The 24,176-nt window shown below is 58.1% G+C and carries 25 protein-coding genes; 6 read left to right on the forward strand and 19 right to left on the reverse strand.

What is annotated here, in order from left to right:
• Positions 1 to 10: 10 nt before the first annotated feature.
• The 8 genes from AC2FFP_RS16910 to AC2FFP_RS16945 all read right to left on the reverse strand — a co-directional run bounded on the left by AC2FFP_RS16910 (position 11) and on the right by AC2FFP_RS16945 (position 7,841).
• Positions 11 to 2,212, reverse strand: a complete 2,202-nt coding sequence (locus AC2FFP_RS16910; protein WP_496768286.1) for a 3-hydroxyacyl-CoA dehydrogenase NAD-binding domain-containing protein — start codon at positions 2,210 to 2,212, stop codon at positions 11 to 13.
• Complete coding sequence (locus tag AC2FFP_RS16915) at positions 2,205 to 2,693, reverse strand: cupin domain-containing protein (protein ID WP_496768287.1); 489 nt, start codon at positions 2,691 to 2,693, stop codon at positions 2,205 to 2,207. Before AC2FFP_RS16915 ends, AC2FFP_RS16910 begins: the two co-directional genes overlap by 8 nt.
• Positions 2,693 to 3,904, reverse strand: coding sequence for an acetyl-CoA C-acetyltransferase (locus tag AC2FFP_RS16920; protein WP_496768289.1), 1,212 nt, complete (start codon positions 3,902 to 3,904; stop codon positions 2,693 to 2,695). The genes AC2FFP_RS16915 and AC2FFP_RS16920 overlap by 1 nt, the downstream gene beginning before the upstream one ends.
• Before the next feature lie 11 nt (positions 3,905 to 3,915).
• A complete protein-coding gene (locus tag AC2FFP_RS16925; RefSeq protein ID WP_496768290.1) occupies positions 3,916 to 4,554 on the reverse strand; it encodes a glutathione S-transferase family protein in 639 nt (212 codons plus the stop codon).
• A 135-nt stretch (positions 4,555 to 4,689) separates the two neighbouring features.
• The gene (locus tag AC2FFP_RS16930; protein ID WP_058274212.1) at positions 4,690 to 4,902 is read right to left on the reverse strand and encodes a hypothetical protein; all 213 of its coding nucleotides are present in this window, start codon (positions 4,900 to 4,902) and stop codon (positions 4,690 to 4,692) included.
• Positions 4,903 to 4,956: 54 nt separating this feature from the next.
• Positions 4,957 to 6,738, reverse strand: coding sequence for an acyl-CoA dehydrogenase C-terminal domain-containing protein (locus tag AC2FFP_RS16935; RefSeq protein ID WP_472724143.1), 1,782 nt, complete (start codon positions 6,736 to 6,738; stop codon positions 4,957 to 4,959).
• 49 nt (positions 6,739 to 6,787) lie between these two features.
• Positions 6,788 to 7,189, reverse strand: coding sequence for a MerR family transcriptional regulator (locus AC2FFP_RS16940; protein WP_058274210.1), 402 nt, complete (start codon positions 7,187 to 7,189; stop codon positions 6,788 to 6,790).
• Positions 7,190 to 7,472: 283 nt separating this feature from the next.
• Positions 7,473 to 7,841 carry a MerR family transcriptional regulator gene (locus AC2FFP_RS16945; protein WP_496736253.1) on the reverse strand — a complete coding sequence of 123 codons (369 nt, stop codon included), beginning with the start codon at positions 7,839 to 7,841 and terminating at the stop codon, positions 7,473 to 7,475.
• A 117-nt stretch (positions 7,842 to 7,958) separates the two neighbouring features.
• Between AC2FFP_RS16945 and AC2FFP_RS16950 the strand changes: the two genes are divergently transcribed.
• Genes AC2FFP_RS16950 through AC2FFP_RS16960 form a run of 3 tightly spaced genes read left to right on the forward strand, consistent with a single transcriptional unit; the run spans position 7,959 to position 10,219 of the window.
• On the forward strand, positions 7,959 to 8,378 hold the full coding sequence (locus AC2FFP_RS16950) for a PaaI family thioesterase (RefSeq protein WP_113790396.1): 420 nt from the start codon (positions 7,959 to 7,961) through the stop codon (positions 8,376 to 8,378).
• Positions 8,378 to 8,896 carry a PaaI family thioesterase gene (locus AC2FFP_RS16955; protein ID WP_496768296.1) on the forward strand — a complete coding sequence of 173 codons (519 nt, stop codon included), beginning with the start codon at positions 8,378 to 8,380 and terminating at the stop codon, positions 8,894 to 8,896. Before AC2FFP_RS16950 ends, AC2FFP_RS16955 begins: the two co-directional genes overlap by 1 nt.
• A gap of 6 nt (positions 8,897 to 8,902) precedes the next feature.
• Positions 8,903 to 10,219 carry an MATE family efflux transporter gene (locus AC2FFP_RS16960; protein WP_496739735.1) on the forward strand — a complete coding sequence of 439 codons (1,317 nt, stop codon included), beginning with the start codon at positions 8,903 to 8,905 and terminating at the stop codon, positions 10,217 to 10,219.
• Here the strand turns inward: AC2FFP_RS16960 and arsC are convergent.
• Genes arsC through AC2FFP_RS16980 form a run of 4 tightly spaced genes read right to left on the reverse strand, consistent with a single transcriptional unit; the run spans position 10,216 to position 12,375 of the window.
• Positions 10,216 to 10,557 carry an arsenate reductase (glutaredoxin) gene (arsC, locus tag AC2FFP_RS16965; protein WP_496726102.1) on the reverse strand — a complete coding sequence of 114 codons (342 nt, stop codon included), beginning with the start codon at positions 10,555 to 10,557 and terminating at the stop codon, positions 10,216 to 10,218. The genes AC2FFP_RS16960 and arsC overlap by 4 nt on opposite strands.
• Positions 10,554 to 11,612 (reverse strand): quinone-dependent dihydroorotate dehydrogenase, encoded by a 1,059-nt coding sequence (locus AC2FFP_RS16970; protein WP_496881264.1) that lies wholly within the window; start codon positions 11,610 to 11,612, stop codon positions 10,554 to 10,556. Before AC2FFP_RS16970 ends, arsC begins: the two co-directional genes overlap by 4 nt.
• Positions 11,609 to 12,040, reverse strand: coding sequence for a DUF1330 domain-containing protein (locus AC2FFP_RS16975; protein WP_496777445.1), 432 nt, complete (start codon positions 12,038 to 12,040; stop codon positions 11,609 to 11,611). Before AC2FFP_RS16975 ends, AC2FFP_RS16970 begins: the two co-directional genes overlap by 4 nt.
• Positions 12,037 to 12,375, reverse strand: a complete 339-nt coding sequence (locus tag AC2FFP_RS16980; RefSeq protein ID WP_480792472.1) for a DUF952 domain-containing protein — start codon at positions 12,373 to 12,375, stop codon at positions 12,037 to 12,039. Before AC2FFP_RS16980 ends, AC2FFP_RS16975 begins: the two co-directional genes overlap by 4 nt.
• 108 nt (positions 12,376 to 12,483) lie before the next feature.
• Here AC2FFP_RS16980 and AC2FFP_RS16985 point away from each other — a divergent pair, with 108 nt between their 5' ends.
• The 3 genes from AC2FFP_RS16985 (at position 12,484) to mnmH (ending at position 15,962) form a co-directional block, all read left to right on the forward strand.
• On the forward strand, positions 12,484 to 14,061 hold the full coding sequence (locus AC2FFP_RS16985) for a bifunctional metallophosphatase/5'-nucleotidase (RefSeq protein ID WP_496782495.1): 1,578 nt from the start codon (positions 12,484 to 12,486) through the stop codon (positions 14,059 to 14,061).
• A 140-nt stretch (positions 14,062 to 14,201) separates the two neighbouring features.
• On the forward strand, positions 14,202 to 14,867 hold the full coding sequence (locus AC2FFP_RS16990; protein WP_496726107.1) for an SOS response-associated peptidase: 666 nt from the start codon (positions 14,202 to 14,204) through the stop codon (positions 14,865 to 14,867).
• A 42-nt stretch (positions 14,868 to 14,909) separates the two neighbouring features.
• Entirely contained in the window at positions 14,910 to 15,962 is a 1,053-nt protein-coding gene (gene mnmH, locus AC2FFP_RS16995; protein WP_496881265.1) for a tRNA 2-selenouridine(34) synthase MnmH, read from the forward strand.
• On the opposite strand, the gene selD is transcribed toward mnmH, so the two are convergent.
• From selD to AC2FFP_RS17030, 7 genes are read right to left on the reverse strand one after another with little or no spacing between them, the layout of a single operon-like run.
• Positions 15,953 to 18,112: a selenide, water dikinase SelD gene (selD, locus tag AC2FFP_RS17000; RefSeq protein WP_496881266.1), complete on the reverse strand. Its 2,160-nt coding sequence runs from the start codon at positions 18,110 to 18,112 to the stop codon at positions 15,953 to 15,955. The two genes, mnmH and selD, sit on opposite strands and share 10 nt — an antisense overlap.
• Before the next feature lie 5 nt (positions 18,113 to 18,117).
• Positions 18,118 to 18,504, reverse strand: a complete 387-nt coding sequence (locus AC2FFP_RS17005) for a Na+/H+ antiporter subunit G (RefSeq protein ID WP_282119930.1) — start codon at positions 18,502 to 18,504, stop codon at positions 18,118 to 18,120.
• Positions 18,505 to 18,511: 7 nt separating this feature from the next.
• The gene (locus AC2FFP_RS17010) at positions 18,512 to 18,781 is read right to left on the reverse strand and encodes a K+/H+ antiporter subunit F (RefSeq protein ID WP_058274196.1); all 270 of its coding nucleotides are present in this window, start codon (positions 18,779 to 18,781) and stop codon (positions 18,512 to 18,514) included.
• Positions 18,778 to 19,278 (reverse strand): Na+/H+ antiporter subunit E, encoded by a 501-nt coding sequence (locus AC2FFP_RS17015; RefSeq protein WP_496768313.1) that lies wholly within the window; start codon positions 19,276 to 19,278, stop codon positions 18,778 to 18,780. The genes AC2FFP_RS17010 and AC2FFP_RS17015 overlap by 4 nt, the downstream gene beginning before the upstream one ends.
• Entirely contained in the window at positions 19,275 to 20,819 is a 1,545-nt protein-coding gene (locus tag AC2FFP_RS17020; RefSeq protein ID WP_496768315.1) for a monovalent cation/H+ antiporter subunit D, read from the reverse strand. Before AC2FFP_RS17020 ends, AC2FFP_RS17015 begins: the two co-directional genes overlap by 4 nt.
• Complete coding sequence (locus AC2FFP_RS17025; protein ID WP_108860216.1) at positions 20,816 to 21,175, reverse strand: Na+/H+ antiporter subunit C; 360 nt, start codon at positions 21,173 to 21,175, stop codon at positions 20,816 to 20,818. The genes AC2FFP_RS17020 and AC2FFP_RS17025 overlap by 4 nt, the downstream gene beginning before the upstream one ends.
• Entirely contained in the window at positions 21,175 to 24,045 is a 2,871-nt protein-coding gene (locus tag AC2FFP_RS17030; protein WP_496881267.1) for a monovalent cation/H+ antiporter subunit A, read from the reverse strand. Before AC2FFP_RS17030 ends, AC2FFP_RS17025 begins: the two co-directional genes overlap by 1 nt.
• Positions 24,046 to 24,176 lie beyond the last annotated feature (131 nt).

Here is a 24,176-nt window from a genome sequence, read left to right on the forward strand (position 1 = left end):
CGTCAATTTTTTAGGCAGCTTTTGCTTCGGGGTCAAAGCGACCATAGAAGCTTTGGCCTTTCTCAGCCATCTCACGCAGCAGCGGCGGGCAGGCGAAGCGTTCGCCATACTGTGCCGTCAACTGGTCGCAGCGCTCGGCCGCGTAGGGCGTGCCGATGATGTCCAGCCAGCTGAGCGGACCACCCGACCATGGTGCAAAGCCCCAGCCAAGGATTGCGCCCACGTCGCCTTCGCGGATGTCCTCCAGAACGCCTTCTTCCAGCGCGCGGACCGCTTCCAGAACCTGTGCGAACATCAGACGTTCCTGTACTTCGATCAGGTCAGGCTGGTCCTCGGCATGCGGATATTTCTCCTGCAGACCCTTCCAGTACTCAGTGCGCTTGCCCTTTTCGTCATAGTCGAAGAAACCTGCGTTTGCCTTGCGTCCCAGACGACCCTCCTCCTCCATCCAGAAGATCAGATCATCGCCGGGGTTATCCGGATAGGCATTACCCATCGCGGCTTTGGTCGCGCGAGCAATTTTGGCGCCCAGATCAATCGAGGTCTCATCGTTCAGCTGGATCGGCCCAACGGGGAAGCCCAACTGACGCGCGGCGTTGTCGATCAACACTGGGCTGACGCCCTCGGTGATCATGCGCAGACCTTCGTTGATATAGGGAATGATGCAACGGTTGGCGTAGAAGAAACGCGCATCGTTGACCACGATCGGCGTCTTGCGGATCTGGCGCACATAGTCCAGCGCCTTGGCAACCGCGCGATCACCGGTTTCTTTACCCTTGATAATCTCGACTAGGAACATCTTCTCGACCGGTGAGAAGAAGTGAATACCGATGAACTGATCCGAGCGCACGGATGCTTTGGCCAGATCGGTGATCGGCAGGGTCGAAGTGTTCGAGGCAAAGATGCAATCCTCGGGGATAATCGCCTCGACCTTCTTGGTCATCTCGGCCTTGACGCCCACGTCTTCGAAGACGGCTTCGATGATCAGATCGCATCCTTTGAGGTTGTCCAGATCCGGGGTCGCGGTGATGCGGGCCAGCATGGCCTCTTTCTTCTCAGCCGTGACTTTGCCGCGCTTCATGCCCTTGTCGAGATAGCTCTCGGTATAGGCTTTGCCTTTGTCCGCAGCTTCCTGGTCGCGGTCCACAAGCACCACTTCCATCCCAGCCTGGGCCGACACCAGCGCGATACCGGCACCCATCATGCCTGCGCCCAGTACGCCGATCTTCTTGACCGACTGATCGGGAACACCGGCAGGACGCACGGCACCTTTTTCCAACGCTTCCTTGTTCAGGAACAGCGACCGGATCATCGCACCCGAAGAGGGGTTCATCAGGACAGAGGTGAACCAACGCGCCTCGATCTTCAGGGCGGTGTCGAAATCGACCAGCGCACCTTCGTAAACCGCGCTCAGCAGAGCCTTGGTCGCAGGGAAGGCGCCTTGGGTCTTGCCGTTTACCATCGCCGATGCACCAACGAAGTTCATGAAACCAGCAGGGTGGTAAGGCGCGCCGCCGGGCATCTTATAGCCCTTCGCATCCCACGGTTTGATGATGTCTGCGTCCTTGGCGTTCAGCACCCATTCCTTGGCTGCGGCCATCGGGTCGGCTGCGACTTCGTCAATATAACCCGCGCCCTTGGCTTTCTTGACGTCCAGCATTTTGCCTTCCAGCAGCAGCGGAGCCGCCGCAATCGCGCCAACCTTGCGGACCATCCGGGTGGTGCCACCCGCGCCGGGGAAGATGCCGACCATGATCTCGGGCAGGCCATATTTGGCCTTGGGGTTTTCGGCCGCAAAGATGCGGTGCGTGGACAGCGGCAGTTCCATGCCAATGCCTGCGGCAGTGCCGGGCAGAACGGTGGCAATCGGCTTGCCGCCCTTCTTGGTCTTGGGGTCCATGCCCGCCATCTCGATCTTACGCAGCAGTGCGTGCATCTGCATTGTGCCCTCGAACAAGCCTTTTGCCGGGTTGTCGCCCGCCTGTTCCTTCATCACTGCCAACAGGTTCAGGTCCATGCCACCAGCGAAGGACCCTTCCTTACCCGAGGTGATGATGATGCCTTTGACGTCGTCATCAGCCAGCGCCTGATCGACCAGATCGCTCAGCTGTGCCAGCCCGTCAAAGGACATCACGTTCATGGTTTTCCCGGGCACATCCCAGGTGATTGTGGCGACGCCGTCTGCGTCTTTGCTCAGAGTGAAATCAGTCATTGTCATCTCCAATCTGGTCAGCCGTCAACGGGCTGCCATCCTTGCGGGTGAAGGAGAATCCGTTCTCATCATCCTTCACCATCATGTCTAAGTCGCTGTAATATGCGGTCTCGGTCGGGGTCCGTGTTCCCACCACCAGAAAGGTCGCGGGCGCATCGGTTTTGTTCACAAGGTGATGGCCGTTGGCCTCACCTGCGGGCCAAGCGGCGCAGTCGCCGGGCTGCATCTCATGCTCACCATCGTCATCAATCAGCACGCAGGTGCCGCTGAGCATGATGGCAAATTCGTCCTGCTCCATGTGGTAATGGCGCAGCGAAGACATGCCCTGCGGTTCCAACCGCACGATGTTGACCCCGTATTGGGACAGCCCGCCTGCATCGCCCACACGCTGAACGAAACGACCTGCGGTCGCTTCAGCCAGCTTGCCGGGATAGGCCGAGCCGCCCTTGAACGGAATCTGAGAGAGATCCAGCTTGGGCATCAGACCCGCTCGATAATGGTTGCTGCACCCATGCCGGATGCAATGCAGAGCGTCGCCAGACCGGTTTCCTTGTCCTGACGCTCCAACTCATCCAGCAGAGTTCCAATGATCATCGCACCGGTTGCGCCCAGCGGGTGGCCCATAGCGATCGAGCCGCCGTTGACGTTGACCAAACCGGGGTCGACATCAAACGCCTGCTGGAAGCGCAGCACGACCGAGGCAAAGGCTTCGTTGACTTCGAACAGGTCCAGATCACTGATCTTCATACCGTTGTCGGCCAGAATCTTCTCGGTCACCGGTACCGGGCCAGTCAGCATGATGGTCGGGTCGGTGCCAATCTTGGCGGTTGCCTTGATGCGAGCGCGCGGCTTGAGGCCGTATTTCTCGCCGAACTCCTTGTTGCCGATGAGAACCGCCGCAGCACCATCCACGATGCCCGAGCTGTTGCCCGCGTGGTGGATGTGGTTGATCTTTTCCAGATGCGGGTATTTCAGCATGGCCACCTTGTCGAAGCCGGGCATCTGTTCGCCCATCATCTGGAAGGCCGGGTTCAGGCCACCAAGGCTTTGCATGTCAGTGCCGGGGCGCATGTATTCGTCGCGGTCCAGAATGGTCAGGCCGTTCTGATCCTTGATGGTGATAACCGATTTATCAAAACGGTTGTCTGCCCATGCTTCCGCGGCTCGGCGCTGCGATTCCATCGCCAACGCGTCGGCGTCGTCACGGCTAAAGCCATATTCGGTCGCGATAATGTCGGCCGAGATACCCTGCGGCACGAAGTAGGTCTCCATCGCCAGCGAAGGGTCAACCGCGATCGCTGCACCGTCGCTGCCCATTGCCACACGGCCCATCATTTCGACGCCACCTGCGATGTAAGCCTCACCTGCGCCACCTTTGACCTGGTTCGCCGCGAGGTTCACAGCTTCCATGCCGGAAGCGCAGAAACGGTTGATCGCCAGACCGGGGATCGACTGATCCAGATCAGAGGCCAGAACCGCCGAGCGTGCCAGACAGCCGCCTTGTTCCATCACTTGCGTGACGTTGCCCCAGATCACGTCTTCTACGGCGTGGCCTTCGAGGTTGTTACGCTCTTTCATCGCGTTCAGGGTCAGGGCGGACAGGCGCACCGAGGTTACCTCGTGCAGGCTGCCATCCTTGCGGCCCTTGCCGCGCGGGGTGCGCAGGGCGTCATAAATATAAGCTTCGGTCATGGGTCTTCTCCTCAAGCTCGATCCGACGGGTTGCCGGGCATCAGGTCATAGGGGTGTTTCCAGCCAGGCTGCTCGGACAAGCGAGACAGCCAGGCGTCGATATGGGGCCAGTCGGCGCGGTCAAAGCCGAATGGTTCGGGGTAATAGAGATAGCTGCAGCAGCTGAGATCGGCGTTCGTGACATCGTCGCCAACAATCCAGGCGCGGCCGTTCAGATGATCGTTCAACACTTGGTAAGCGGCCTTCAGGCGCCCTTGATTGAAAGCGATCACATCGGGATTGCGGTGCTGTTCCGGGAGGAAATTGATCAGGAAGCGGGTCAGGCCGGCCATCGAGCTGAGTTTGTGATTATCCCACAGCACCCAGCGCAGAACATCGTAATTCTCTTCCCGGTTCTTGCCACCGAACTTACCTGACTTCTCAGTCACATAGGTCTGAATGGCGCCAGACTGGCTTGTGCGGAAATCACCGTCGATCAGGACAGGTGCTTCGCCCATTTCATTCACTTCGGCGCGAAACTCGGGCGTGCGAGTTACACCTTTGAAAAAGTCGACAAAGACCGGTTCCCACTCCAGCCCGGACATTTCCAGCGCCAGCGCAGCCTTATAACTGTTTCCGCTTTCTCCGAAGCAATGAAGCATGATTGTCATGTGATCGCCCCTCCCAAGGCGCATGGTGCGAAGTCGAATTTCGCGTATTTCGAGAAAGACGAACCATAAGGCTAAGCGCCATTGGGGTTTGGCTTTCTGAAAACACGCCCACCTGATTGAAGGTGGCTGATGTTTTTACCGCTTGCGGTCATCCAGCTCCGAATTGAAGATACGCAGGCGGTGGGTCAGGTTGTCCTCGTTGATCACGCTGTTGAAATTCTCGAACAGAAACGACAGCGCCTCTCCTTCGTCCAATCCAGCATCACGCGCGAATGCTTTGAGCTTGCGATACCCGTCTTCGGTCATTGCGACGGGAAAGCGGCGGGTTAGTCGAAAACGCTTTGGCATGTGGTTCCTCCGGTAAGCTGGGTCCGGGCAATATCGCCCGGACCCAGACTGAGATCAGAAGTTCGCCGCGTCCAGAGCCATGACCGTGTCCGCGCCCGTCTGGATGCGCGCCAAATGCATGCCTGTGGCGGGCAGGCGGCGCGCCATGTAGAAGCGCCCGGTGTTGATCTTGGTCTCGTAGAACTCCTTGTCCGACGCGCCGCCATCCAGCGCATCTTGCGCGGCTTTGGCCATCTGCGCCCACATCAAGCCCAGGCAAACATGTCCGAACATGTGCATGAAGTCATAAGAACCGGACAGAGCATTGTTGGGGTTCTTCATGCCTTCCTGCATGAAGTACATGCCAGCGGCCTGCAGGTCTTTGGACGCAGCCTTCAGCGGTTCGATGAAGGCCTTGTCATAGGCTTCGTCTTTACCAGCGTTGTCTTTGCAGAAGGTCTTGACCATGTCGAAGAACGCCATGACGTGCTTGCCGCCGTCTTGCGCCAGCTTACGACCGACAAGGTCCAACGCCTGAACGCCGTTGGCGCCTTCGTAGATCATCGCGATGCGTGCGTCGCGGGTGTATTGCGACATGCCCCATTCTTCGATGTAGCCATGACCGCCATAGACCTGCTGTGCCTGAACAGTCATGTCATAGCCCTGATCGGTCAAAAAGCCTTTGATGACCGGTGTCAGCAGCGAGATCAGTCCGTCCGCATCTTTGTCGTCAGACCGATGCGCCTTGTCGATCATGGTCGCGCCCCACAGGATGAACGCACGCGCACCTTCGGTGAAGCTTTTCTGATCCATCAGGTTGCGGCGGATGTCCGGGTGCACGATCAGCGGATCAGCTGGGCCGTCCGGGTTCTTTACACCGGTCACGTCACGGCCCTGCAGGCGGTCTTTGGCGTATTCGACGGCATTCTGGTACGCGGCCTCTGCCTGAGACAGACCTTGCATGCCCACACCCAGACGCGCTTCGTTCATCATGGTGAACATGGCACGCATGCCTTTGTGCTCTTCGCCCAGCAGCCAGCCGGTGGCTTCGTCATAGTTCATGACGCAGGTCGAGTTGCCGTGGATACCCATCTTCTCTTCGATCTTGCCGACCGAAACTCCGTTACGCTCGCCCGGCGTACCATCTTCATTGACGATGAACTTGGGCACGATGAACAGGGAGACGCCCTTGATGCCTTCGGGACCGCCGGGGATCTTGGCCAACACCAGGTGTATGATGTTGTCAGCCATGTCGTGATCGCCGGACGAGATAAATATCTTCTGGCCCGAAATCTTATAGCTGCCGTCGCCCTGCGGTTCTGCCTTGGTGCGCATCAGGCCCAGATCGGTGCCGCAATGCGGTTCCGTCAGGTTCATGGTGCCGGTCCATTCGCAGCTGACCATATTGGGCAGGTATTTGTCTTTCTGTTCGTCGGTTCCGTGCGCCAGGATCGCTGACGCCGCGCCGTGCGTCAGGCCCTGATACATCACGAATGCCTGGTTCGCAGCCGAGAACATCTCGCCAACGGCGGTGCCCAGGACGTATGGCATATTCTGACCGCCATACTCTTCCGGCATGTCGAGGCCAGTCCAGCCACCTTCTTTCATCTGCTCAAAGGCGTCTTTGAACCCGGTGGGCGTGTATACGATACCGTTTTCCAACCGGCATCCTTCGGTGTCCCCAACCACGTTCAGTGGGTGCAGAACATTGGTGGCCACTTTGCCTGCTTCTTCCAGAACGGCGCCTGTGAATTCGGCTTCAAGCTCGTTGTACCCCGGAACGTCGGAGTCCGAGATTTTCAGTACGTCGTGCAGAATGAACTGCGTATCTTTGGTTGGCGCGTTGTAGACGGGCATGTGAAGCTCCCTTTAATTCATATGTCCGGGTGGTAGGCAGGCGAGGGGGTTACTCGGCAGCCTTTTTGTCTTGTTTGACCGAGGCGATGACTTTCTCGCCCCAGCGCAACTGTTCTTTCAGGTCGTCGATCGCCTGGGTCAGTTCCTCACGGCGCGCTTCCATGTCTTCCAGACGCTCGCACGCAATTTCATAGGTGCGCGATATCTGAGTCATCTGTTGGTCGCCGACATGGTAAAGGTCCAGAAGCTGGCGAATTTCTTCAAGGCTGAACCCAAAGCGCTTGCCGCGCAGGATGAGTTTCAGGCGGGCACGATCACTTTTGGTGAACAGCCGTTTCTGACCTTCACGGATCGGAAACAAAAGCTCTTTGGCCTCGTAAAACCGCAACGTGCGGGGCGTGACATCATATGTCTCGCACATTTCTCGGATGGTCATCAGATCTTCGGTCATGGTTTCAGCACTCTCGTCCCTGGCGTCAATGAAAGTCAGTTGCGCAGTCGATGCGCACGTTACAACATGTAGATGACGTTCACGTAATGTGAACGCTGCGTCACAACAGAAGTTTACGTAACTTCCGCGCGCGTCAAGTCGCGGATTTCCGACTTTTTCGGAATTAACGTAACGGAATTTGTGGGTGCCATTTCCCGCAGAGCGACCCAACACACCTTAAGGCATGGCCGAAGTGTGCGAGAGTCGCTTCATTTTTTGAGTGCGCGATGGTGCGCCAACGGAATCACTCGAGCGATTTGGCAGTCTGGTCGCGCATCTCGGTCAGGGCATCAATTGCCTCGTCCAATTGCTGTTTTTGCTGGTTCAGTTCGACGATCTGCTTGTCCGCGACGTTGACAAAAGCACGCATTTGGATCTCGTTGCCTTCATTTTCATAGATCAGCAGCCACTGCCGGATATCTTCCAGCGAAAACCCATATTTGCGGCCGCGAAGGATCAAAGTCATGCGTGCGCATTCCCGCGGGCCATAATATCGCGATCTGCCTTCCCGATCGGGTTGCAGCAATTCGATGTACTCATAGTAGCGCAGGGTACGTGGAGTCACATCGTACTCGGCGCACATCTCTTTGAATGACAAACGGTTGTCGGACATTCCTGATCTCCTCTGGCGCAGCCTATGTTCTGTCAGCGGCAAGCGCAACCGGCGGGCTTGCTCTTTTGGCGGACACGGGCTCATAAAGGGATAAACCAAAAGAACGGATTCAAGTACATGGTCGACAAAGCCGCAATTGCGCGCCAGTTCATCGAGGCGATCCCGCATGCAAGGGCGTTGGGTCTGAAGCTGACCTCAATCGGAAATGGCGAAGCGGGTATTACAATGCCGTACAGCAAAGAACTTGTTGGCGATCCGCGCACCGGGGTGATTCATGGCGGCGCTGTTTTTGCCGCATTGGATACCTGTTGTGGTGCCGCCGTCATGAGCCATCCGTCGGCCCCAGGGGGTACGGCGACGATTGACCTGAGGATCGACTACATGCGGGCGGCAACACCGGGACAGACGATAACGACCCAGGCGACATGCTACCACATCACACGGAACGTCGCCTTTGTGCGCGCGACGGCGATGGACGAAGACGAAGGTCTTCCGGTGGCCACAGCGGCAGGGTCATTCACGGTGGAGGGTTTGTAATGGCGCGTACTCGCCCCGAACCCGTCCAGGTCGTAAAACAACGCCGGGATGCGGCGCTGAACGCTATAGTCGAAGGTGTGCCCTACATCCGGTTCCTCGACATCGGCTTTGATCGCCGCGGTGATGAACTGACTGGCGTGTTGAATTTCGACCAGAAACTGATCGGCAACCCGTTACTGCCCGCATTACATGGCGGCGTCACGGCGGCGTTTCTAGAAGTCACGGCTGTCATCACGCTGAGTTGGGAGTTCTTGCTGCCCAAGATCGAAAGCGGGGAACTGAATGCCAGTGATATCGCCGACTATGAAACGGTACGTTTCCCAAAGACCGTCGATTTCACCGTCGACTATCTGCGGTCAGGCCTGCCGCGTGATGCCTATGCGCGCGCATTCATCAGCCGGGCCGGGCGTCGCTATGCCTCTGTCAGGGTCGAGGCCTGGCAAGACAATCACGCGAAGCTCTTTGCACAGGCTTCCGGGCATTTCCTGATGCCACAGCCCACTACTGACGAAAAATAGAACGCTATGCAGGACGCTTCGGCACCCATTACGCATAAGCGGGTGCTCCGGATTGCAGCGCCGATCGTATTGTCCAATGCGACGGTGCCAATACTGGGGGCGGTGGACACTGGTGTTGTGGGGCAGTTGGGGCAGGCGGCCCCGATAGGCGCTGTCGGCATGGGTGCCGTTATTCTGGCCACCATCTACTGGGTGTTCGGGTTCCTACGTATGGGGACAACCGGTCTTGCTGCCCAGGCACGTGGTGCAGGGGACACGGCGGAAACCGGAGCCTTGCTGATGCGCGGGCTGTTGCTGGGCGGCGCGGCGGGTCTGTTCTTTATATTGACGCAGGTCTGGTTGTTCTGGGGGGCGTTCGCCCTGTCTCCAGCCAGTCCAGAGGTTGAATCTCTGACCCGCGCCTATCTGGAGATCCGTATCTGGGGGGCTCCGGCTACGATCGCGCTTTTTGCCGTGACAGGTTGGCTGATCGCGGTAGAGCGCACCAAGGGTGTGTTCGTTTTGCAGATCTGGATGAACGGGCTGAACATCGTTCTGGATCTCTGGTTTGTTCTTGGCCTTGGCTGGGGCGTCGAAGGTGTCGCCATCGCGACGCTCATCGCCGAATGGACCGGGTTGGCGCTTGGTCTCTGGTTGTGCCACGACGCTTTCGCTGGAAATCAGTGGCGCGACTGGCCCAGGATCTTTGACCCAGCGCGTCTGCGCCGAATGATGCAGGTGAACGGCGACATCATGGTGCGTTCGGTGCTTTTGACCGGCGCGTTTACCACTTTTTTGTTTGTTGGTTCAGATCTGGGGGACGTCAATCTGGCGGCAAATCAGGTGCTGCTGCAATTTCTTGAGATCACGGCTTTTGCCTTGGACGGTTTCGCCTTCTCTGCCGAGGCGCTGGTGGGCAGTGCGGTCGGCGCGCGTGATCGGGCCCAGGTACGGCGCGCGTCGATCATGGCCTCGCAATGGGGCGTCGGAGGTGCGTTTGCCCTGGGTCTTGTGTTCTTTCTAACCGGACCATCCCTGATTGATCTGATGTCAACCTCACCGGAAGTACGGATTGCCGCGCGGGAGTTTCTGCTCTGGGCGGCCCTTGCGCCGGTGATCGGCGTAGCCAGCTGGATGTTCGACGGTATCTATATCGGGGCGACCTGGACCCGCGCCATGCGGCAGGCGATGATCCAGTCCGTCGCGATCTATGTGGTGGCCCTGTTCCTGCTGGTGCCGACGTTCGGCAACCATGGGCTTTGGGCCGCGCTGATGGTCCTGAACATCGTGCGCGGGGTCACGTTGGGATGGCGTTACCCTAAGCTGGAAGCGCAGATCGCCTAAAGCAGCGACAGCAGGTTTTCGGGCGGACGACCGATCGCGGCCTTATTGCTGGCCACGGCCAGAGGACGTTCGATCAGGATGGGGTTTTCCACCATCGCTTGAATCAAGTCATCGTCTGGTGTCGTTTTAGTCAGCCCCAGTTCTTTGAAGCGCTTTTCGCCCGTCCGTATCATCTCGATGGCCGGAACTCCCAATTGGGACAGCACTGCGCGCAACTCTTCGACTGACGGTGCATCCTCCAGATACTTCCGAATTTCGACCGTCGCACCGTTTTCTTCCAGCAATGCAAGTCCGGCGCGGGATTTCGAACAGCGCGGGTTGTGCCAATATTTGATCACAGCCAGTCCTCTCTTTTGCTGCCAACGGCCTGATCGACCGACGTGAAACCGTCCTGCTTCAGCAGGTCATCCAGACCTTGGGCAATCTCTGCTGCCAGCGAAATGCCGCCGTAGACCATAGCTGTATAGAACTGTACGGCTGATGCCCCGGCGCAAATCTTGGCGTATGCCTGCTTTGCTGACCCGATCCCGCCAACGCCGATCAGCGGGATTTTCCCGTCGGTCAGTTGGCTGAGCTGCGCCAGCACGTGGGTTGATTTCTGGAACACAGGTGCGCCGGACAGCCCGCCCGCTTGGCCCTTATGGGCACTTCGCAGGCCATCTCGTGACAGGGTGGTGTTGGTTGCAATCACTGCATCGACGCCGGTTTCGCGGGCCACTTCGGCGATGTCCTGCAATTCGGTCGCGGTCAGGTCGGGGGCAATCTTTAGAAAGATCGGCAGCGGACGGGGCAGAGCGTCACGGGTTTCAATCACGCCGCTTAACAGAGCAGAAAGTGCCGCCTTGCCCTGCAGATCCCGCAGCTTTTCCGTATTCGGAGATGAGACGTTGACCGTGGCAAAATCCAGATGCGCGGCGCAATGGGCCAGGACCTTGGCGAAATCGCCGGGGCGGTCGTCGCTGTCTTTGTTGGCACCCAGGTTCAGGCCAATCACCGCGTCCTTTGGACGGTCAGCCAGACGGCGGGCCATGACCTCCATGCCTTCGTTGTTGAACCCGAACCGGTTGATGGCGGCCATGTCTTCGGTCAGGCGGAACAGGCGGGGTTTTGGATTACCGGGCTGTGGGCGCGGTGTCACGGCGCCAACCTCGATAAACCCAAACCCGGCACGGGACAGCGGCCTAAGAACCTCGCCGTTCTTATCAAACCCAGCGGCCAGTCCCACAGGGTTTGGCAATTCCAATCCCGCAACTTGAGTGCGAAGCCGAGGCGACGTCACTGGACCCGGGGCAGGAGCCAAACCGGCTTTTAGCGCTTTGATCGACAGGCTGTGTGCGGTCTCAGGATCCAAGCGGTGCAGAGCAGCCAGGCCCAGTTTTTCGGTCAGTTTCATCCGAATGACTCTCCGACTTGGGCAGGGGTGCATCTTATTAGCCGAGAGGTCATAACCGCGGCTTGCCGGTGCACGACAGCTTTTTGATATGCAGTGTCCGTCACCATTTCCAAGAACGCGTTCGCAGAGGGATAACGGGCGATGAACACTGCGTCCCAGTCTTCGTCCTGCGGGCCGATCAGCGTTGTTTCAAACTCGCCGCGCCATAGGATCGAGGCACCAAGGCGGCCAATGATCGGTGCTGTTTCCGAGCCGTAGTTGCGATAGGCCTGCGCGCCGGACAGGCCGGCGTCGGCAAGTTCGTGCCCTGCGGGATACGCGGCATTGGTACGAAACTTAACCAGGTTCAGCATTTCGATCGGGTGGTTTCGATCGAGGTCCTTGAAGGCCTCAAACTGGGCACGCTCCGGATCGACAAAATCGGTCATTTCATTTCCTTCGGAAATTGGTGAACCGTTCCATCAAAGGGGAGGGGGTGCGACCAAACGATATCGCTCATACGAATTTGCCGGTAGAGATGCGGGAACAACGCATCACCGCGTGAGACTTCCCATTTCAGGTCGTCGCCCATCGCATCAACGTCACAGGCCAGCAGGGTCAAACCTTCGACCCCGGCAAAATGTTTGGCGGCTGTTTCTGCGGCCTGTTCGGCGGTTGAGAAGTGGACATATCCGTCAGTGACATCAATTGGCGCGCCATCCGATGCACCTTGCGCCTGTAACGTGGCCCATTCGTCGGCCCTAAAAATTTTGTAAATCAGCATGCGGTCGTGATGCACCGGGCTACGGGTAGAATCAAGCCGGATTTCCCCCTTTGACTCTCGGCGTCGCGCGTCGCAACATCTCCGCAATTAACAATAGGGAGTTAAACTATGCTCACCCGTCTTTTGACATCTGCCGCGGCGCTCAGCCTGACCGCAGGCATGGCATTTGCCGAGTACAAGCTGACGATTCTGCACACCAACGATTTCCACTCGCGTTTTGAGCCGATCAACAAGTACGACAGCGGTTGCGGTGATGAAGACAACGCCGAAGGCAAGTGTTTCGGTGGTTCCGCACGCCTGGTCACTGCGGTCGAAGAAGCACGTGGCCGTGCCGAAAACTCGATTCTGGTGGATGGTGGAGACCAGTTCCAGGGATCGTTGTTCTATACTTATTACAAGGGCAAGGTCGCGGCCGAGTTCATGAACAAGCTGGGCTACAACGCGATGACAGTGGGTAACCACGAATTCGACGACGGCCCCGAGGTTCTGCGCGGCTTTATCGACTCGGTCGATTTCCCTGTTCTGATGTCCAATGCGGATATTGCGGACGAAGAGTTGCTGACCGACAAAATCAAGAAATCGACCGTGATCGAAGTTGGCGGCGAAAAGATCGGCTTGATCGGCCTGACACCAATCGACACTGACGAGCTTGCCTCGCCCGGTCCGAATATCTCGTTCTCGGACCCGGTGCCTGCGGTTCAGGCCGAGGTGGACAAGCTGACCGGTGAAGGGGTTAACAAGATCATCGTTCTCAGCCACTCGGGCTACGGTGTGGATCAGCGCGTTGCGCAGGAAACCACCGGAGTTGACGTGATCGTAGGTGGTCACTCGAACACATATCTGTCGAATACGTCGGACAAGGCCGCTGGCCCGTATCCGACCGTGGTCAACGGCGTTCAGATTGTTCAGGCCTATGCCTATGGCAAATTCCTGGGTGAGCTGAATGTGACCTTTGACGATGACGGCAACGTGGTCTCGGCTGCTGGTGAGCCGCTGATCATGGACAACACCGTCACCGAGGATCAGGCCGCGCTGGATCGTATTGCCGAGCTGGCCGTGCCATTGGATGAAATCCGCAACAAAGTGGTTGCAAACTCTGCCGATGCCATCGAAGGCGACCGCGCTGTTTGTCGTGTTCAGGAATGCCAGATGGGCAACCTTGTGGCCGACGCAATGTTGGCACGCGTCGCGGATCAGGGCGTTAAGATTGCGATTGCCAACTCGGGCGGTCTGCGGGCTTCGATCGATCCGGGCGACGTGACCATGGGCGAAGTGCTGACCGTTCTGCCGTTCCAGAACACGCTGTCGACCTTTGAGATCAGCGGCCAGGGCGTCATCGATGCGCTGGAAAACGGCGTCAGCCAGGTGGAAGAGGTCAAAGGCCGCTTTCCGCAGGTTGCTGGCCTGACCTTCACCTGGGACCCGGCCGTTGCGCCGAACGAAGGGCGTATCGCTGAGGTCATGGTTGCCGACGGAGACGGGTTTGTTCCCATCGATCCGGCCGCGACTTATCTGGTGGTCACCAACAACTACGTCCGCAATGGCGGCGACGGCTACAAGATGTTCTCGGGCGACGACAAGAACGCCTATGACTTTGGCCCCGATTTGGCAGATGTAACGGCGGAATACCTGGCCGAAAACGCGCCTTACACGCCCTATCTGGATGGGCGGATCAAGCAGAAGTAAATCTGTTTCGATATTCAACCCAAAAGGCCGCGTTTGACGCGGCCTTTTCAGTCTTATGGTCAGAAACGGCTTGATGGTGTTCCGCTCGGTATCGGTGCGGGCGACATTAACCTACAATTTCTGAAAAAGGGACAAAGCCTATGTGCGGACGGTTTGCCGTAACACTTCCCAACGATGCAATGGCGCAGCTTTTTTCGGCGCGCCCGGCTAACACTTTGCCTGCGGTGCCAAATTTCAACGTCTGCCCGACCAATCAGGTGCATGTGGTGCGCGCCGGGGAAACTGGGCGCACGCTTGATCCGCTGCGCTGGGGGTTTTTGCCCCATTGGTACAAGGCGGAAAACGCAGGACCTCTGTTGATCAACGCGCGGGCGGAAACGCTTGCCGAAAAGCCCGCCTTTCGCGCTGCATGCCGGGAACGCCGCTGCCTGATCGCTGCGACGGGGTTCTATGAATGGACCAAGACAGAACAAGGCGACCGGTTGCCGTGGTACATTTTCCGTCAGGACAACGCACCGATTGCCTTTGCCGGTGTTTGGCAGGATTGGGGGCCTGAAGATGCGCGACAGGGCACCTGCGCCATCGTCACGACACTGGCCAACCGTCACCTCAGCGCAATCCATCACCGCATGCCTCTGATCTTGGAACCTGATGACTGGCCCCTTTGGCTGGGCGAGGCGGGCAAAGGGGCCGCGCGTCTGATGCGACCGGGGGCCGAAGATGTCCTCAGCTATCACCGCGTCGACCCGACCGTGAATTCGAACCGCGCCAGCGGGCCGGAATTGATTGAACCGATCGAAACTTAGCGCTGCCTTTTCATTCGCAGCCTTGCGGGATAGACCTCTGACATGGTTCTAAAATTCGACAGTTTGCCCGATCTTTACGCGCATGAATTCGACACGGTAATCGACGTGCGCAGCCCGGCGGAATTTGACGAAGACCACCTTCCCGGCGCCATCAGCCTGCCTGTTCTCGACAACGAGGAACGCGCCCGTGTCGGCACGATCTATGTTCAGGAAAGCCCATTTTTGGCGCGCAAACTGGGGGCCGCGCTGGTGTTTCGGAATGCGGCCAATCACATCGAGAACAGCCTGTCTCATCACGAAGGCGGGTGGCGGCCGCTGGTTTATTGCTGGCGTGGCGGGCAAAGATCAGGGTCATTCACCTGGATGCTGCAACAGATTGGCTGGCGAGCCGAAGTGGTCGAGGGTGGCTATCGCAGCTATCGCCGCTTGGTGAAGCGGTATCTTTATGATGACCCGCTGCCGCATCGTTTGATCGCGTTGGACGGCTATACTGGCACGGCCAAGACCGAATTGTTGGCGCATCTTGCCGTACGTGGCGTTCAGGTTCTGGATCTGGAAGGGTTGGCTAACCATCGCGGATCCTTGCTGGGTGAAATGCTCGGCGGCCAACCCAGCCAAAAGGGGTTCGAGTCTGCCCTGTCGTCTGCGCTGTGCCGTCTGGACATGTTGCGCCCCGTGGTAGTTGAAGCGGAGTCGTCCAAAATCGGGTCTCTGATCCTGCCGCCGACGCTTTGGGCGGCTTTGCGCCAAGCCCCGCGAATCCAGATCACAGCGTCCGTTCCGGCGCGTTCGGACTACTTGGTATCCGCCTATGATGACGTTCTGTCGGACTCTGACCGCCTCCGTGACCGCCTTTCCCCGCTGCGGTTTCACCGCGGGCATGACGTGGTGGACGGTTGGCTGGACATGATTGACGCTGGTGACAAACGCGCACTGACTCAGGCGTTGATCGAACAGCATTATGATCCTGCATATAGTAAGTCCAGCCGTGTGCGCAGGTCAGACGTTATCGCAAATATCCATGCGTCAGCGCTGGATGATGCTGGCTTGTCTGCAACAGCAGCGCAGATCGAAGCCATTCTGGGTCAGCTTTGAACGCGAAGCCCCGGCGCATCGGTCATGTGCCCAATGATTACGGCAGGATATCCCGCTTCGCGCAAAGTTTCGCTGATCATCTGTTCTTGATCTGCTGGTACCGCGGCCAGTAAGCCTCCGGCCGTCTGAGGATCATACAGCAGGTCAGCTTTGCCGCCCGTCGGTAGTTCGGGCGTAATCGCACGATTGTCTTTGAACAAGGTTGACCGGATGCCCTGCGCGGCCAGTTCTTGCGCGCCGTCCATAACCGGAACTGCCTCTAGATCCAGGGTGGCACCGCAACCCGCGGCCTCGGTCATGCCCAGCAGGTGCCCGGCCAGACCAAATCCCGTTACATCGGTCATCGCATGTGCATCTACCAGTACTTCCGAAGCCCTGCCTTGTGGTTGCACCATATGTGCAAGAGCGGCCGCAACCCATTCACCCTTTGCCGCGCCCGCCATCTCTGCGGCCATCAGAACGCCGCTGCCCAATGGTTTGGTCAGGATCAAAGAATCACCAGGTGCCGCGCCGGACAGTGTGATCGGGTCGGCGTCGCACAGGCCAGTCAGGGTGAACCCGATCGTCATCTCGTCACCCATCGAGCTGTGCCCGCCGACAATCTCGGCCCCAGCGTTACGGATGACGTCGCTGGCCGTTGCCATGATCTCGGCCATGGTGCGATGCTGAAGGGTTGGCGACATGCGGGGCAGGATGATCGTTGCCGTGGCGGCTTGTGGGCGGGCTCCCATAGCCCAGATATCCCCGAGCGCGTGAACCGCTGCAATGCGCGTCATCAATGCGGGATCGTCCACGAAGCTGCGCAAATGGTCCGAGGTCATGACCTGCCGAGCACCCCCGGTCTGCAACAGGGCGGCATCATCGCCGGGCAGCGGAGTCACATCCGCACGAACAGGGGAGGGCAGATCGGCAAGCGCAGTATGCAGCGCACCGCGTCCGACCTTGGCACCACAGCCCCCGCACATGGGTTTGTCGCCCAAGGCTTCGGTTAAACCAGCCGCGTGATGGCGGGGTAAGGCCGGAGGCTTCATCTGCGGCAGATTGCGAAACTTGTCCATAAAACTTTGATCGATGTGGTTTTTCCATTTCCACATCAACGACCCGCTGAACGAGGTCCCCAGCCGTTCTCCCAATGCAGACTTGCCGCCTAGTGATATGAGCTTGAGGTAATCCTTTTGCGGCTCATACCGCCGCATGGCACCTGACCCCAAGGCGGCCCTTAGGTTTTGGAACAAAACGGGGGCCTCGCGGACTGCATAGACACCTGCTTTGGGGCGGGGATTTTCGCTCAGATGTGCGCAGTCGCCCGCAGCAAAAATCGCAGTATCGCTGGACTGCAGGTGCCCGTCGACGCGGATGAAGCCGTCCTGAAGATCCAGCCCTGTATTCGTGATCCAGTCATAGGGTTTTGCACCGGCCGCACCAGTTACAAAGCTGGCCGCGATTTGACGGCCATCCTGCAGTGCGACGTGATCCTTGGCGATGTGCGAAACAGATGCCTGTTCGACCACTTCGATACCCAGATCAGCCATTGCCTTGCGAATGGTCTGCGCGGATTTGGGATGAGTCGCCGTCAGGGCATGTGCGCTGTCAATCAGGGTCAGGTGCGCGGTGCGCCCCTTGGTGCGCAAGGCAAAGGCCATAGCCATGATAAGCTCGGCACCGGCCACCCCGCCGCCGATCACAGCGACCGAGGCTTCACCTGATCTTTCCAGATATTCTACCCATCTGGCAGCAAACGGGCCCAACGGTTTGGCCGGAACCGCATGCTGGGCAAAACCCGGCACGGCGGGCATGTCCGATGTAATTCCGACATTGACTGAAGCCACGTCAAACGCCACCGGAGAACGGTCTGGCACATGAACCTCGCGCCGTTCTGGGTCGATGCCGGAAACCGCGCCCACAATGATCCGCGCGCCGGCAAAGCGGGCTAGTCTGACCAGATCTATGTTCAGGTCTTGACGTGCGTAGTGCCCGGCGACAAAGCCCGGCAGCATCCCCGAATATGGCGCCGTGGGACCGGGGTTGATCACCGTCACCCGTGCGCCAGCCAGGGGGTTCATGCCCCACTTGCGCAGCAACAATGCATGAGTGTGACCGCCGCCGATTAAAACCAGATCGCGGGTTAGGGGCAGCGGTGGGTGGTGCATCAAACTCAGGACTTGCTGTGATCAGGGACGTCTTCGACCTGCTCAACAGCGTGCGTAGCCCAAAGTTCATCCTCGCCCGCATCTGGCAGATCGCTGGGCTTTTCATGGCGGTGAATGTGCCATTTGGCAATGAACAGGGCTGTGATCGGCGCGGTCAGGAACAGGAACAATGTGATCAGAAGTTCGTGTAGCGACAGGTGCTGTTCGATCAGAACCGAGTGGCAGATCGATGCCAGCAACACGCCACCCACACCCAGGGTCGTCGCCTTGGTGGGTGCGTGCAGGCGGGACATCGGGTCTTTCAGCTTGATCATCCCGTATGAGCCGACAAAGCCGAATATGCCCGAGACGACCAGGAAGAAGGCGATCAGAAGTTCTATGATGAAACTCATACCACCCTCACTCAATGATATTGCCACGCAGCATGAAGCGCGCGTAGGCAACCGTTGAGACAAAGCCCAGCATGGCAATGATCATGGCAGATTCGAAGAACACTTCTGTTCCCAGAGTCAGACCATATAGGATCAACAGAGCGATCGTGTTGATGACCATCGTATCCAGCGCAAGAACGCGGGTGCCGACGCCGTCTGCGGTGATGATCCGCCAAAGGCACATCATAATGGCCGCGCCGAAGCAGGCGAATGCAAAGGCGATTGCAATGTCGATCATTCGAAAATCTCCTTCAGGCGACGCTCATAGCGGCTTTTGATCTGATCTCGCACGGCGTCAGGGTCGGGTGCATCCAGACAATGCACGAGCAGGTTATGCCCCTGCGCAGACAGATCGCTGCTGACGGTGCCGGGTGTCATGGTGATTGTACCTGCCAGCACCGTGATCGCCTCGGGGGTGCGCAATTCCAGCGGGACACAGATCCAGGCCGGCTGACGATCTGCGTCGCGTTTGAACAGGATAATCCGGGCGACAGTGACGTTGGCGACCACGATGTCCCACAGTACGACCAGGATGTATTCAACAACCATAGGCCAGTTGCGCAGCTTTGGGCGATCAGGCCAGTATGGTTGGGTGATAAAGGGGATGATAATCCCCAGGATCAGGCCAAAGACCAGCGAATTCAGGGTCATGTTGTTGGCCAGCAGGACCCAAACGATGGTCAGCAGGAATGTCAGGTGCGGGTGCGGAAAAATCCGGTGCAGAAGTCTGATCATGCGTCGCCTCCCAATACGGCTGCGATGTAGTTTTCGGGTGTGAACAATTGTTCCGCCGTCTTGTTGGTATACTCCAGCGCAGGCCCGGCAAACACCGTCAGTAGAACAAGGCCTATTGCCATTGCGAACACGGCCGTGAAGGTCAGGGCGGGGTTCGGCTCGGGCGCAGGTACGGGCTGGGCTTCTTCTTCGTTCTCCGGATTCATTTCGGTGTTGTGCTGGGCATCATGGCTTTTCCAGAAGATCAATGAGCCTGCCCGGGCAAAACCCACGATTGTGACGAAGGAACCGATTAGGATTACGGCCCAGATAGCGTTTGCATCCGGGGCGTCGCGCGCGGCATCCAGAACCAGCAGTTTGCCGATAAAGCCCGACAGCGGTGGCATACCCGCCAGCGCAATGGCCCCCACGAAGAACAGAGCCGAGATCAGACCCGTTTGCGGCATCGGAGCCGTTGGGGCAATCGCGCCGCCCCGACGCTCCATCACCAGATCGGCGACCAGGAACATAAGCGCGGTCGCCAGGGTTGAGTGATAGACATAGTACAACGCTGCTGCCGTCGCCGTCTCAGTGAACAGCGAGATCGCGATCAGCAAAGTTCCCATCGATGTGATGGCACAGAACGCCACCATACGCGCGATATGCTGTGTGCCCAGAATGCCGATGGCACCAACGGCCAGCGTCACCAAAGCGGCGGGTTGTAACCAAGCACCAACAAGCCCCTGCGTAGCCTCGACCTCTGGGCCGAAGCCCAGTGTGTACATCCGCAGAATCGAGTAGGCGCCAACCTTGGTCATGATCGCAAACAGGGCGGCTACTGGCATGGGCGCGCTGGCATAGCTCGCGGGTAGCCAGAAATGCAGCGGCAAGACAGCGGCCTTGATACAGAACACCAACAGCAGCAAAACTGCACCAACCCGCAGCAGGGCGGTGTCATCCGCTGGCAATTCGGCCACCCGCACGGCCAAGTCGGCCATGTTCAACGTTCCGGTGACAGCATAAAGCGTGCCTAAAGCAAACAGGAACAGGGTCGAACCAAGCAGGTTATAGGCCACATATTGCACCCCAGCCTTCAGCCGTACTGCACCGCCCCCATGCGTCATCAGGCCATAGGACGCGATCAGCAGAACTTCGAAGAAAACGAATAGGTTAAAGGCATCGCCGGTCAGAAATGCGCCGCAGACGCCCATCAACTGAAAGTGGAATAGGGCATGGAAGTGTTTGCCCCTGTCGTCCCAACCGGACGCGATCGCATAAAGAACGATCGGCAAAGCCAGCAGCGCCGTCAGCAGCACCATCATGGCCGATAGCCGGTCCAGCACCAGAACGATGCCAAAGGGCGCGGGCCAGTTGCCCAGTTCATAAACCTGAATATCGCCGCCTGCCGCCTGTGCGGTGACGGTCAGGGCAATCCCCAACAGGGCCACCACACCAGCGACCGAAAAGATGCGTTGCAGGTCCAAGTGAAAGCGCAGGACCATGATAATGAACGGGGCCAGAATCGCGGGCAGGACGATTGGCGCAACGATCCAATGGTTCATGCGTCTTCTCCCGGCGCGTCAACGCTGTCATGGGCGTTCATGTCGATATGGTCATCCTTCGAGGACAAATAGGCGCTGAGCGCGATCATTACGATTACGGCGGTCATCCCGAACGAGATCACGATGGCCGTCAGCACCAAAGCCTGCGGCAGAGGATCGGTATAGGGTACCTCTTTGTATTTGTTCAAAACGGCAGGCGCGTCCAAAGCCAACCGGCCCGTTGCGAACAAGAACACGTTCACCGCGTAAGTCAGCAGAGACAGGCCCAGAATGACAGGGAAGGTCCGGCGGCGCAGGATCAGGAATATCCCGGCAGCAGTCATGACGCCAACGGCAGAGGCTACGAGCGCTTCCATCAGGCCTGCTCCTTGTTTTCTTCTTCTTGCGGCGGATTGTCCCGCAATGGGTTGATATCCATCGGGAATTCTTGCGCCATACCCGGTTGCCACGCAAATCGGGACAGGCTGTCTAGCGCCAGCATTACGGCCCCAAGTACAGCCAGGAAGACGCCGGTGTCGAACAGGATGGCGGTGGCCCATTCGAACTCTTCCAGCGGTGGCCAGTGAATATAGCCAAAATCGCTGGTCAGGAACGGACGATCGTTAAACCACGCACCCAGACCCGTAGCGGCGGCAATCAGCACGCCCCAGCCGATGGAGCCATGGTAGTAGAACCTTTGGCGTTCAATGGCCCAGGTATAGCCGCTGGCCATGTATTGCATCAGGAAGGCGATTGCGACGACAAGGCCCGCGATGAAGCCTCCGCCCGGCTGATTGTGGCCGCGGAAAAAGATATAGGCCCCGACCATCAGCGCGATGGGCATCATCATCCGGGTCACGACCACCATCATCAACGGATGCGAGTCCCCCGACTGTGGCCAATGCGGTTTCCGGTTCAGCAGATAGCTGCGGACATTGGTGCCCAAAACAGCCTCGGTCAGCGCAAAGATGATAAGCGCGGCAATACCCAGAACGATGATTTCGCCAAAGGTATCAAAGCCCCTGAAGTCCACGAGGATGACGTTGACCACATTGGTGCCGCCACCACCTTTGTACGAATTCGCCAGATGGAATTCGGAAATCGTCGGAAAGGAAAAATCCCGCAGCAGCAGCGCATAGATCAGCGCGCCCGAACCAATGCCAGCCACGACTGAGATTGCAGCGTCGCGCCAGCGGCGCGCGGCGCTGCTGTCCCAGGGTGTATCCGTGGGCAGGAAGTTCAGCGACAGCAGCAGCAGGATCATTGTGACCACTTCGACCGAGATCTGCGTCAGCGCCAGATCCGGGGCGGACAGATAGTTGAAGGCCATCGAAACGATCAGGCCGACAACACCAATCAGCACCAGCGACAACAGGCGATTGCGGTGGAACCACATAATTGCCAGCGTTGCACCCACAAGGCAGATCCATCCGATAAGCGGAATAATCTGAATGGGCAGCGCCTCCCGCGTTTCGGGGCCAATCGTGCCGGTTGTATAGGCATAATAACCCAGCGCGAGGGTGAAGCCGATCATAATGATCGCGTAACGGCTGAGGACGCCGTTGTGCAAAGTATCGGTGATCAACCGACTGAGTCTTGTCAGCACGCCGATCGCGGTGTCAAAGATCACCTTGGCCTCGGGGCGTGGCAGGGCATTCCAGATTTTCTCTTCATGCCGATGCAAGCTAAGCAGGAACAGACCGCCCAGTGTCGCGACCACGGACATATAGAGGGCAGGCGTAAAGCCGTGCCACAATTTCAGCGAATAATACGGCAGCTTCTCACCGCCAATGACCGCGCTGGACACAACGGCGACCAGGGGCCCCACGATGGCAGCAGAGTTCAATCCGATCAGAACCACCAGCACGACAAGGAACGCAGGCGCCAGCCATAGACCAACTGGCGGATCATGTGGATGGGCCGGGTAATCATGCCGCTCCGGACCTAGGAACACGTGGCTGACAAACCGGAAGGAATAGGCCGCTGAAAACAGCGCCGCCAACAATGCCAGACCCGGTACAAGATAATAAGAGTGCAGCCATGTGGTGTGAACGGTCTCTTCCAGCATCATTTCCTTGGACAGAAACCCGTTCAGGGGCGGTATGCCCGCCATCGACAGTGCAGCGATTGTGCCAATTGTAAAGGTGATCGGCATCAGGTGGCGTAACCCACCCAGCCGCTTGATATCCCGCGTACCGGTTTCGTGATCCACGATCCCTGCGGTCATGAACAGCGCAGCCTTGAACGTGGCGTGGTTGATGATGTGAAATATCGCGGCTACGGCGGCGATCTTTGTGCCAAAGCCCAGCAACATGGTGACCAACCCCAGATGCGACACGGTCGAAAACGCCAGAAGGGCCTTGAGGTCATCCTTGAACAGAGCGATCACCGCGCCCATCAGCATGGTGATAAGTCCAGTTGTGGCAACAATGTAGAACCAAGCGTCGGTGCCGGCCAAAACGGGCCACATCCGGGCCATCAGGAACAACCCGGCCTTCACCATGGTGGCCGAGTGCAGGTAGGCAGAAACCGGTGTCGGGGCCGCCATGGCGTGGGGCAGCCAGAAATGGAATGGGAATTGCGCCGACTTGGTAAAGCAACCTAGCAGGATCAGGATCAACGCGGGCAGGTAATAGGGTGACGCCTGGATCAGCTCTTTGTTCTGCAAAATTACGCTTAGGTCATAAGACCCGACGATATTGCCCAGGATCAGCATCCCGGCGATCATCGCCAACCCGCCAGAGCCGGTCACTGCAAGCGCCATCCGCGCACCTTGACGTCCTTCGGGCAGGTGTTTCCAATATCCGATCAACAGGAAGGAGCTAAGCGACGTGAGTTCCCAAAAGATAAGCAAAAGCAGTATGTTGTCGGACAGAACAATCCCGACCATCGCGCCCTGAAACAGCAGAAGATAGGTGTAGAACTGCCCCATCGGGTCCTCGCGCGACAGGTAAAATCGTGCGTAGAGGATGATAAGCAACCCGATACCTAGTATCAGCAAGGCAAACAAAAATCCCAAGCCATCCAGCATGAAATTTGCGTTCAATCCAAGGGCTGGTATCCACTCGAACCGGGCGGTCACAACATCGCCTCGCATCACAGACGGGATGTGGATCAATAGACCCATCAGCGCCAGAAATGTGGTCAACCCAGCAGCAGAAGCAGCTGCATTTCGTCCTGCCCTGATCAGAAGAGCTGGAAAAACAGCGCCGAGAAAAGGAAGGGCCGCAATGAGGAATAGGGACAAGTGCGATACTCCGTTCTGGGCGGTCAAGTAGTACTGATTTTGTAAGGATAATTTTCTTACTGTCCAGCTAATACAACTCATTTGCCGCGCGCCAACACAGCGAGGCTGCGGCTTTTGCCTGCAAAAATGAC

This window comes from Ruegeria sp. YTSC004 (genome assembly GCF_059609805.1).

Excerpts from the sequence above, each read along its gene's own strand:
- AC2FFP_RS16910 (WP_496768286.1), bottom strand. The coding sequence starts at position 2,212 with ATGACTGATTTCACTCTGAGCAAAGACGCAGACGGCGTCGCCACAATC.
- AC2FFP_RS16915 (WP_496768287.1), bottom strand. The coding sequence starts at position 2,693 with ATGCCCAAGCTGGATCTCTCTCAGATTCCGTTCAAGGGCGGCTCGGCC.
- AC2FFP_RS16920 (WP_496768289.1), bottom strand. The coding sequence starts at position 3,904 with ATGACCGAAGCTTATATTTATGACGCCCTGCGCACCCCGCGCGGCAAG.
- AC2FFP_RS16925 (WP_496768290.1), bottom strand. The coding sequence starts at position 4,554 with ATGACAATCATGCTTCATTGCTTCGGAGAAAGCGGAAACAGTTATAAG.
- AC2FFP_RS16930 (WP_058274212.1), bottom strand. The coding sequence starts at position 4,902 with ATGCCAAAGCGTTTTCGACTAACCCGCCGCTTTCCCGTCGCAATGACC.
- AC2FFP_RS16935 (WP_472724143.1), bottom strand. The coding sequence starts at position 6,738 with ATGCCCGTCTACAACGCGCCAACCAAAGATACGCAGTTCATTCTGCAC.
- AC2FFP_RS16940 (WP_058274210.1), bottom strand. The coding sequence starts at position 7,189 with ATGACCGAAGATCTGATGACCATCCGAGAAATGTGCGAGACATATGAT.
- AC2FFP_RS16945 (WP_496736253.1), bottom strand. The coding sequence starts at position 7,841 with ATGTCCGACAACCGTTTGTCATTCAAAGAGATGTGCGCCGAGTACGAT.
- AC2FFP_RS16950 (WP_113790396.1), top strand. The coding sequence starts at position 7,959 with ATGGTCGACAAAGCCGCAATTGCGCGCCAGTTCATCGAGGCGATCCCG.
- AC2FFP_RS16955 (WP_496768296.1), top strand. The coding sequence starts at position 8,378 with ATGGCGCGTACTCGCCCCGAACCCGTCCAGGTCGTAAAACAACGCCGG.
- AC2FFP_RS16960 (WP_496739735.1), top strand. The coding sequence starts at position 8,903 with ATGCAGGACGCTTCGGCACCCATTACGCATAAGCGGGTGCTCCGGATT.
- AC2FFP_RS16970 (WP_496881264.1), bottom strand. The coding sequence starts at position 11,612 with ATGAAACTGACCGAAAAACTGGGCCTGGCTGCTCTGCACCGCTTGGAT.
- AC2FFP_RS16975 (WP_496777445.1), bottom strand. The coding sequence starts at position 12,040 with ATGACCGATTTTGTCGATCCGGAGCGTGCCCAGTTTGAGGCCTTCAAG.
- AC2FFP_RS16980 (WP_480792472.1), bottom strand. The coding sequence starts at position 12,375 with ATGCTGATTTACAAAATTTTTAGGGCCGACGAATGGGCCACGTTACAG.
- AC2FFP_RS16985 (WP_496782495.1), top strand. The coding sequence starts at position 12,484 with ATGCTCACCCGTCTTTTGACATCTGCCGCGGCGCTCAGCCTGACCGCA.
- AC2FFP_RS16990 (WP_496726107.1), top strand. The coding sequence starts at position 14,202 with ATGTGCGGACGGTTTGCCGTAACACTTCCCAACGATGCAATGGCGCAG.
- mnmH (WP_496881265.1), top strand. The coding sequence starts at position 14,910 with ATGGTTCTAAAATTCGACAGTTTGCCCGATCTTTACGCGCATGAATTC.
- selD (WP_496881266.1), bottom strand. The coding sequence starts at position 18,112 with ATGCACCACCCACCGCTGCCCCTAACCCGCGATCTGGTTTTAATCGGC.
- AC2FFP_RS17005 (WP_282119930.1), bottom strand. The coding sequence starts at position 18,504 with ATGAGTTTCATCATAGAACTTCTGATCGCCTTCTTCCTGGTCGTCTCG.
- AC2FFP_RS17010 (WP_058274196.1), bottom strand. The coding sequence starts at position 18,781 with ATGATCGACATTGCAATCGCCTTTGCATTCGCCTGCTTCGGCGCGGCC.
- AC2FFP_RS17015 (WP_496768313.1), bottom strand. The coding sequence starts at position 19,278 with ATGATCAGACTTCTGCACCGGATTTTTCCGCACCCGCACCTGACATTC.
- AC2FFP_RS17020 (WP_496768315.1), bottom strand. The coding sequence starts at position 20,819 with ATGAACCATTGGATCGTTGCGCCAATCGTCCTGCCCGCGATTCTGGCC.
- AC2FFP_RS17025 (WP_108860216.1), bottom strand. The coding sequence starts at position 21,175 with ATGGAAGCGCTCGTAGCCTCTGCCGTTGGCGTCATGACTGCTGCCGGG.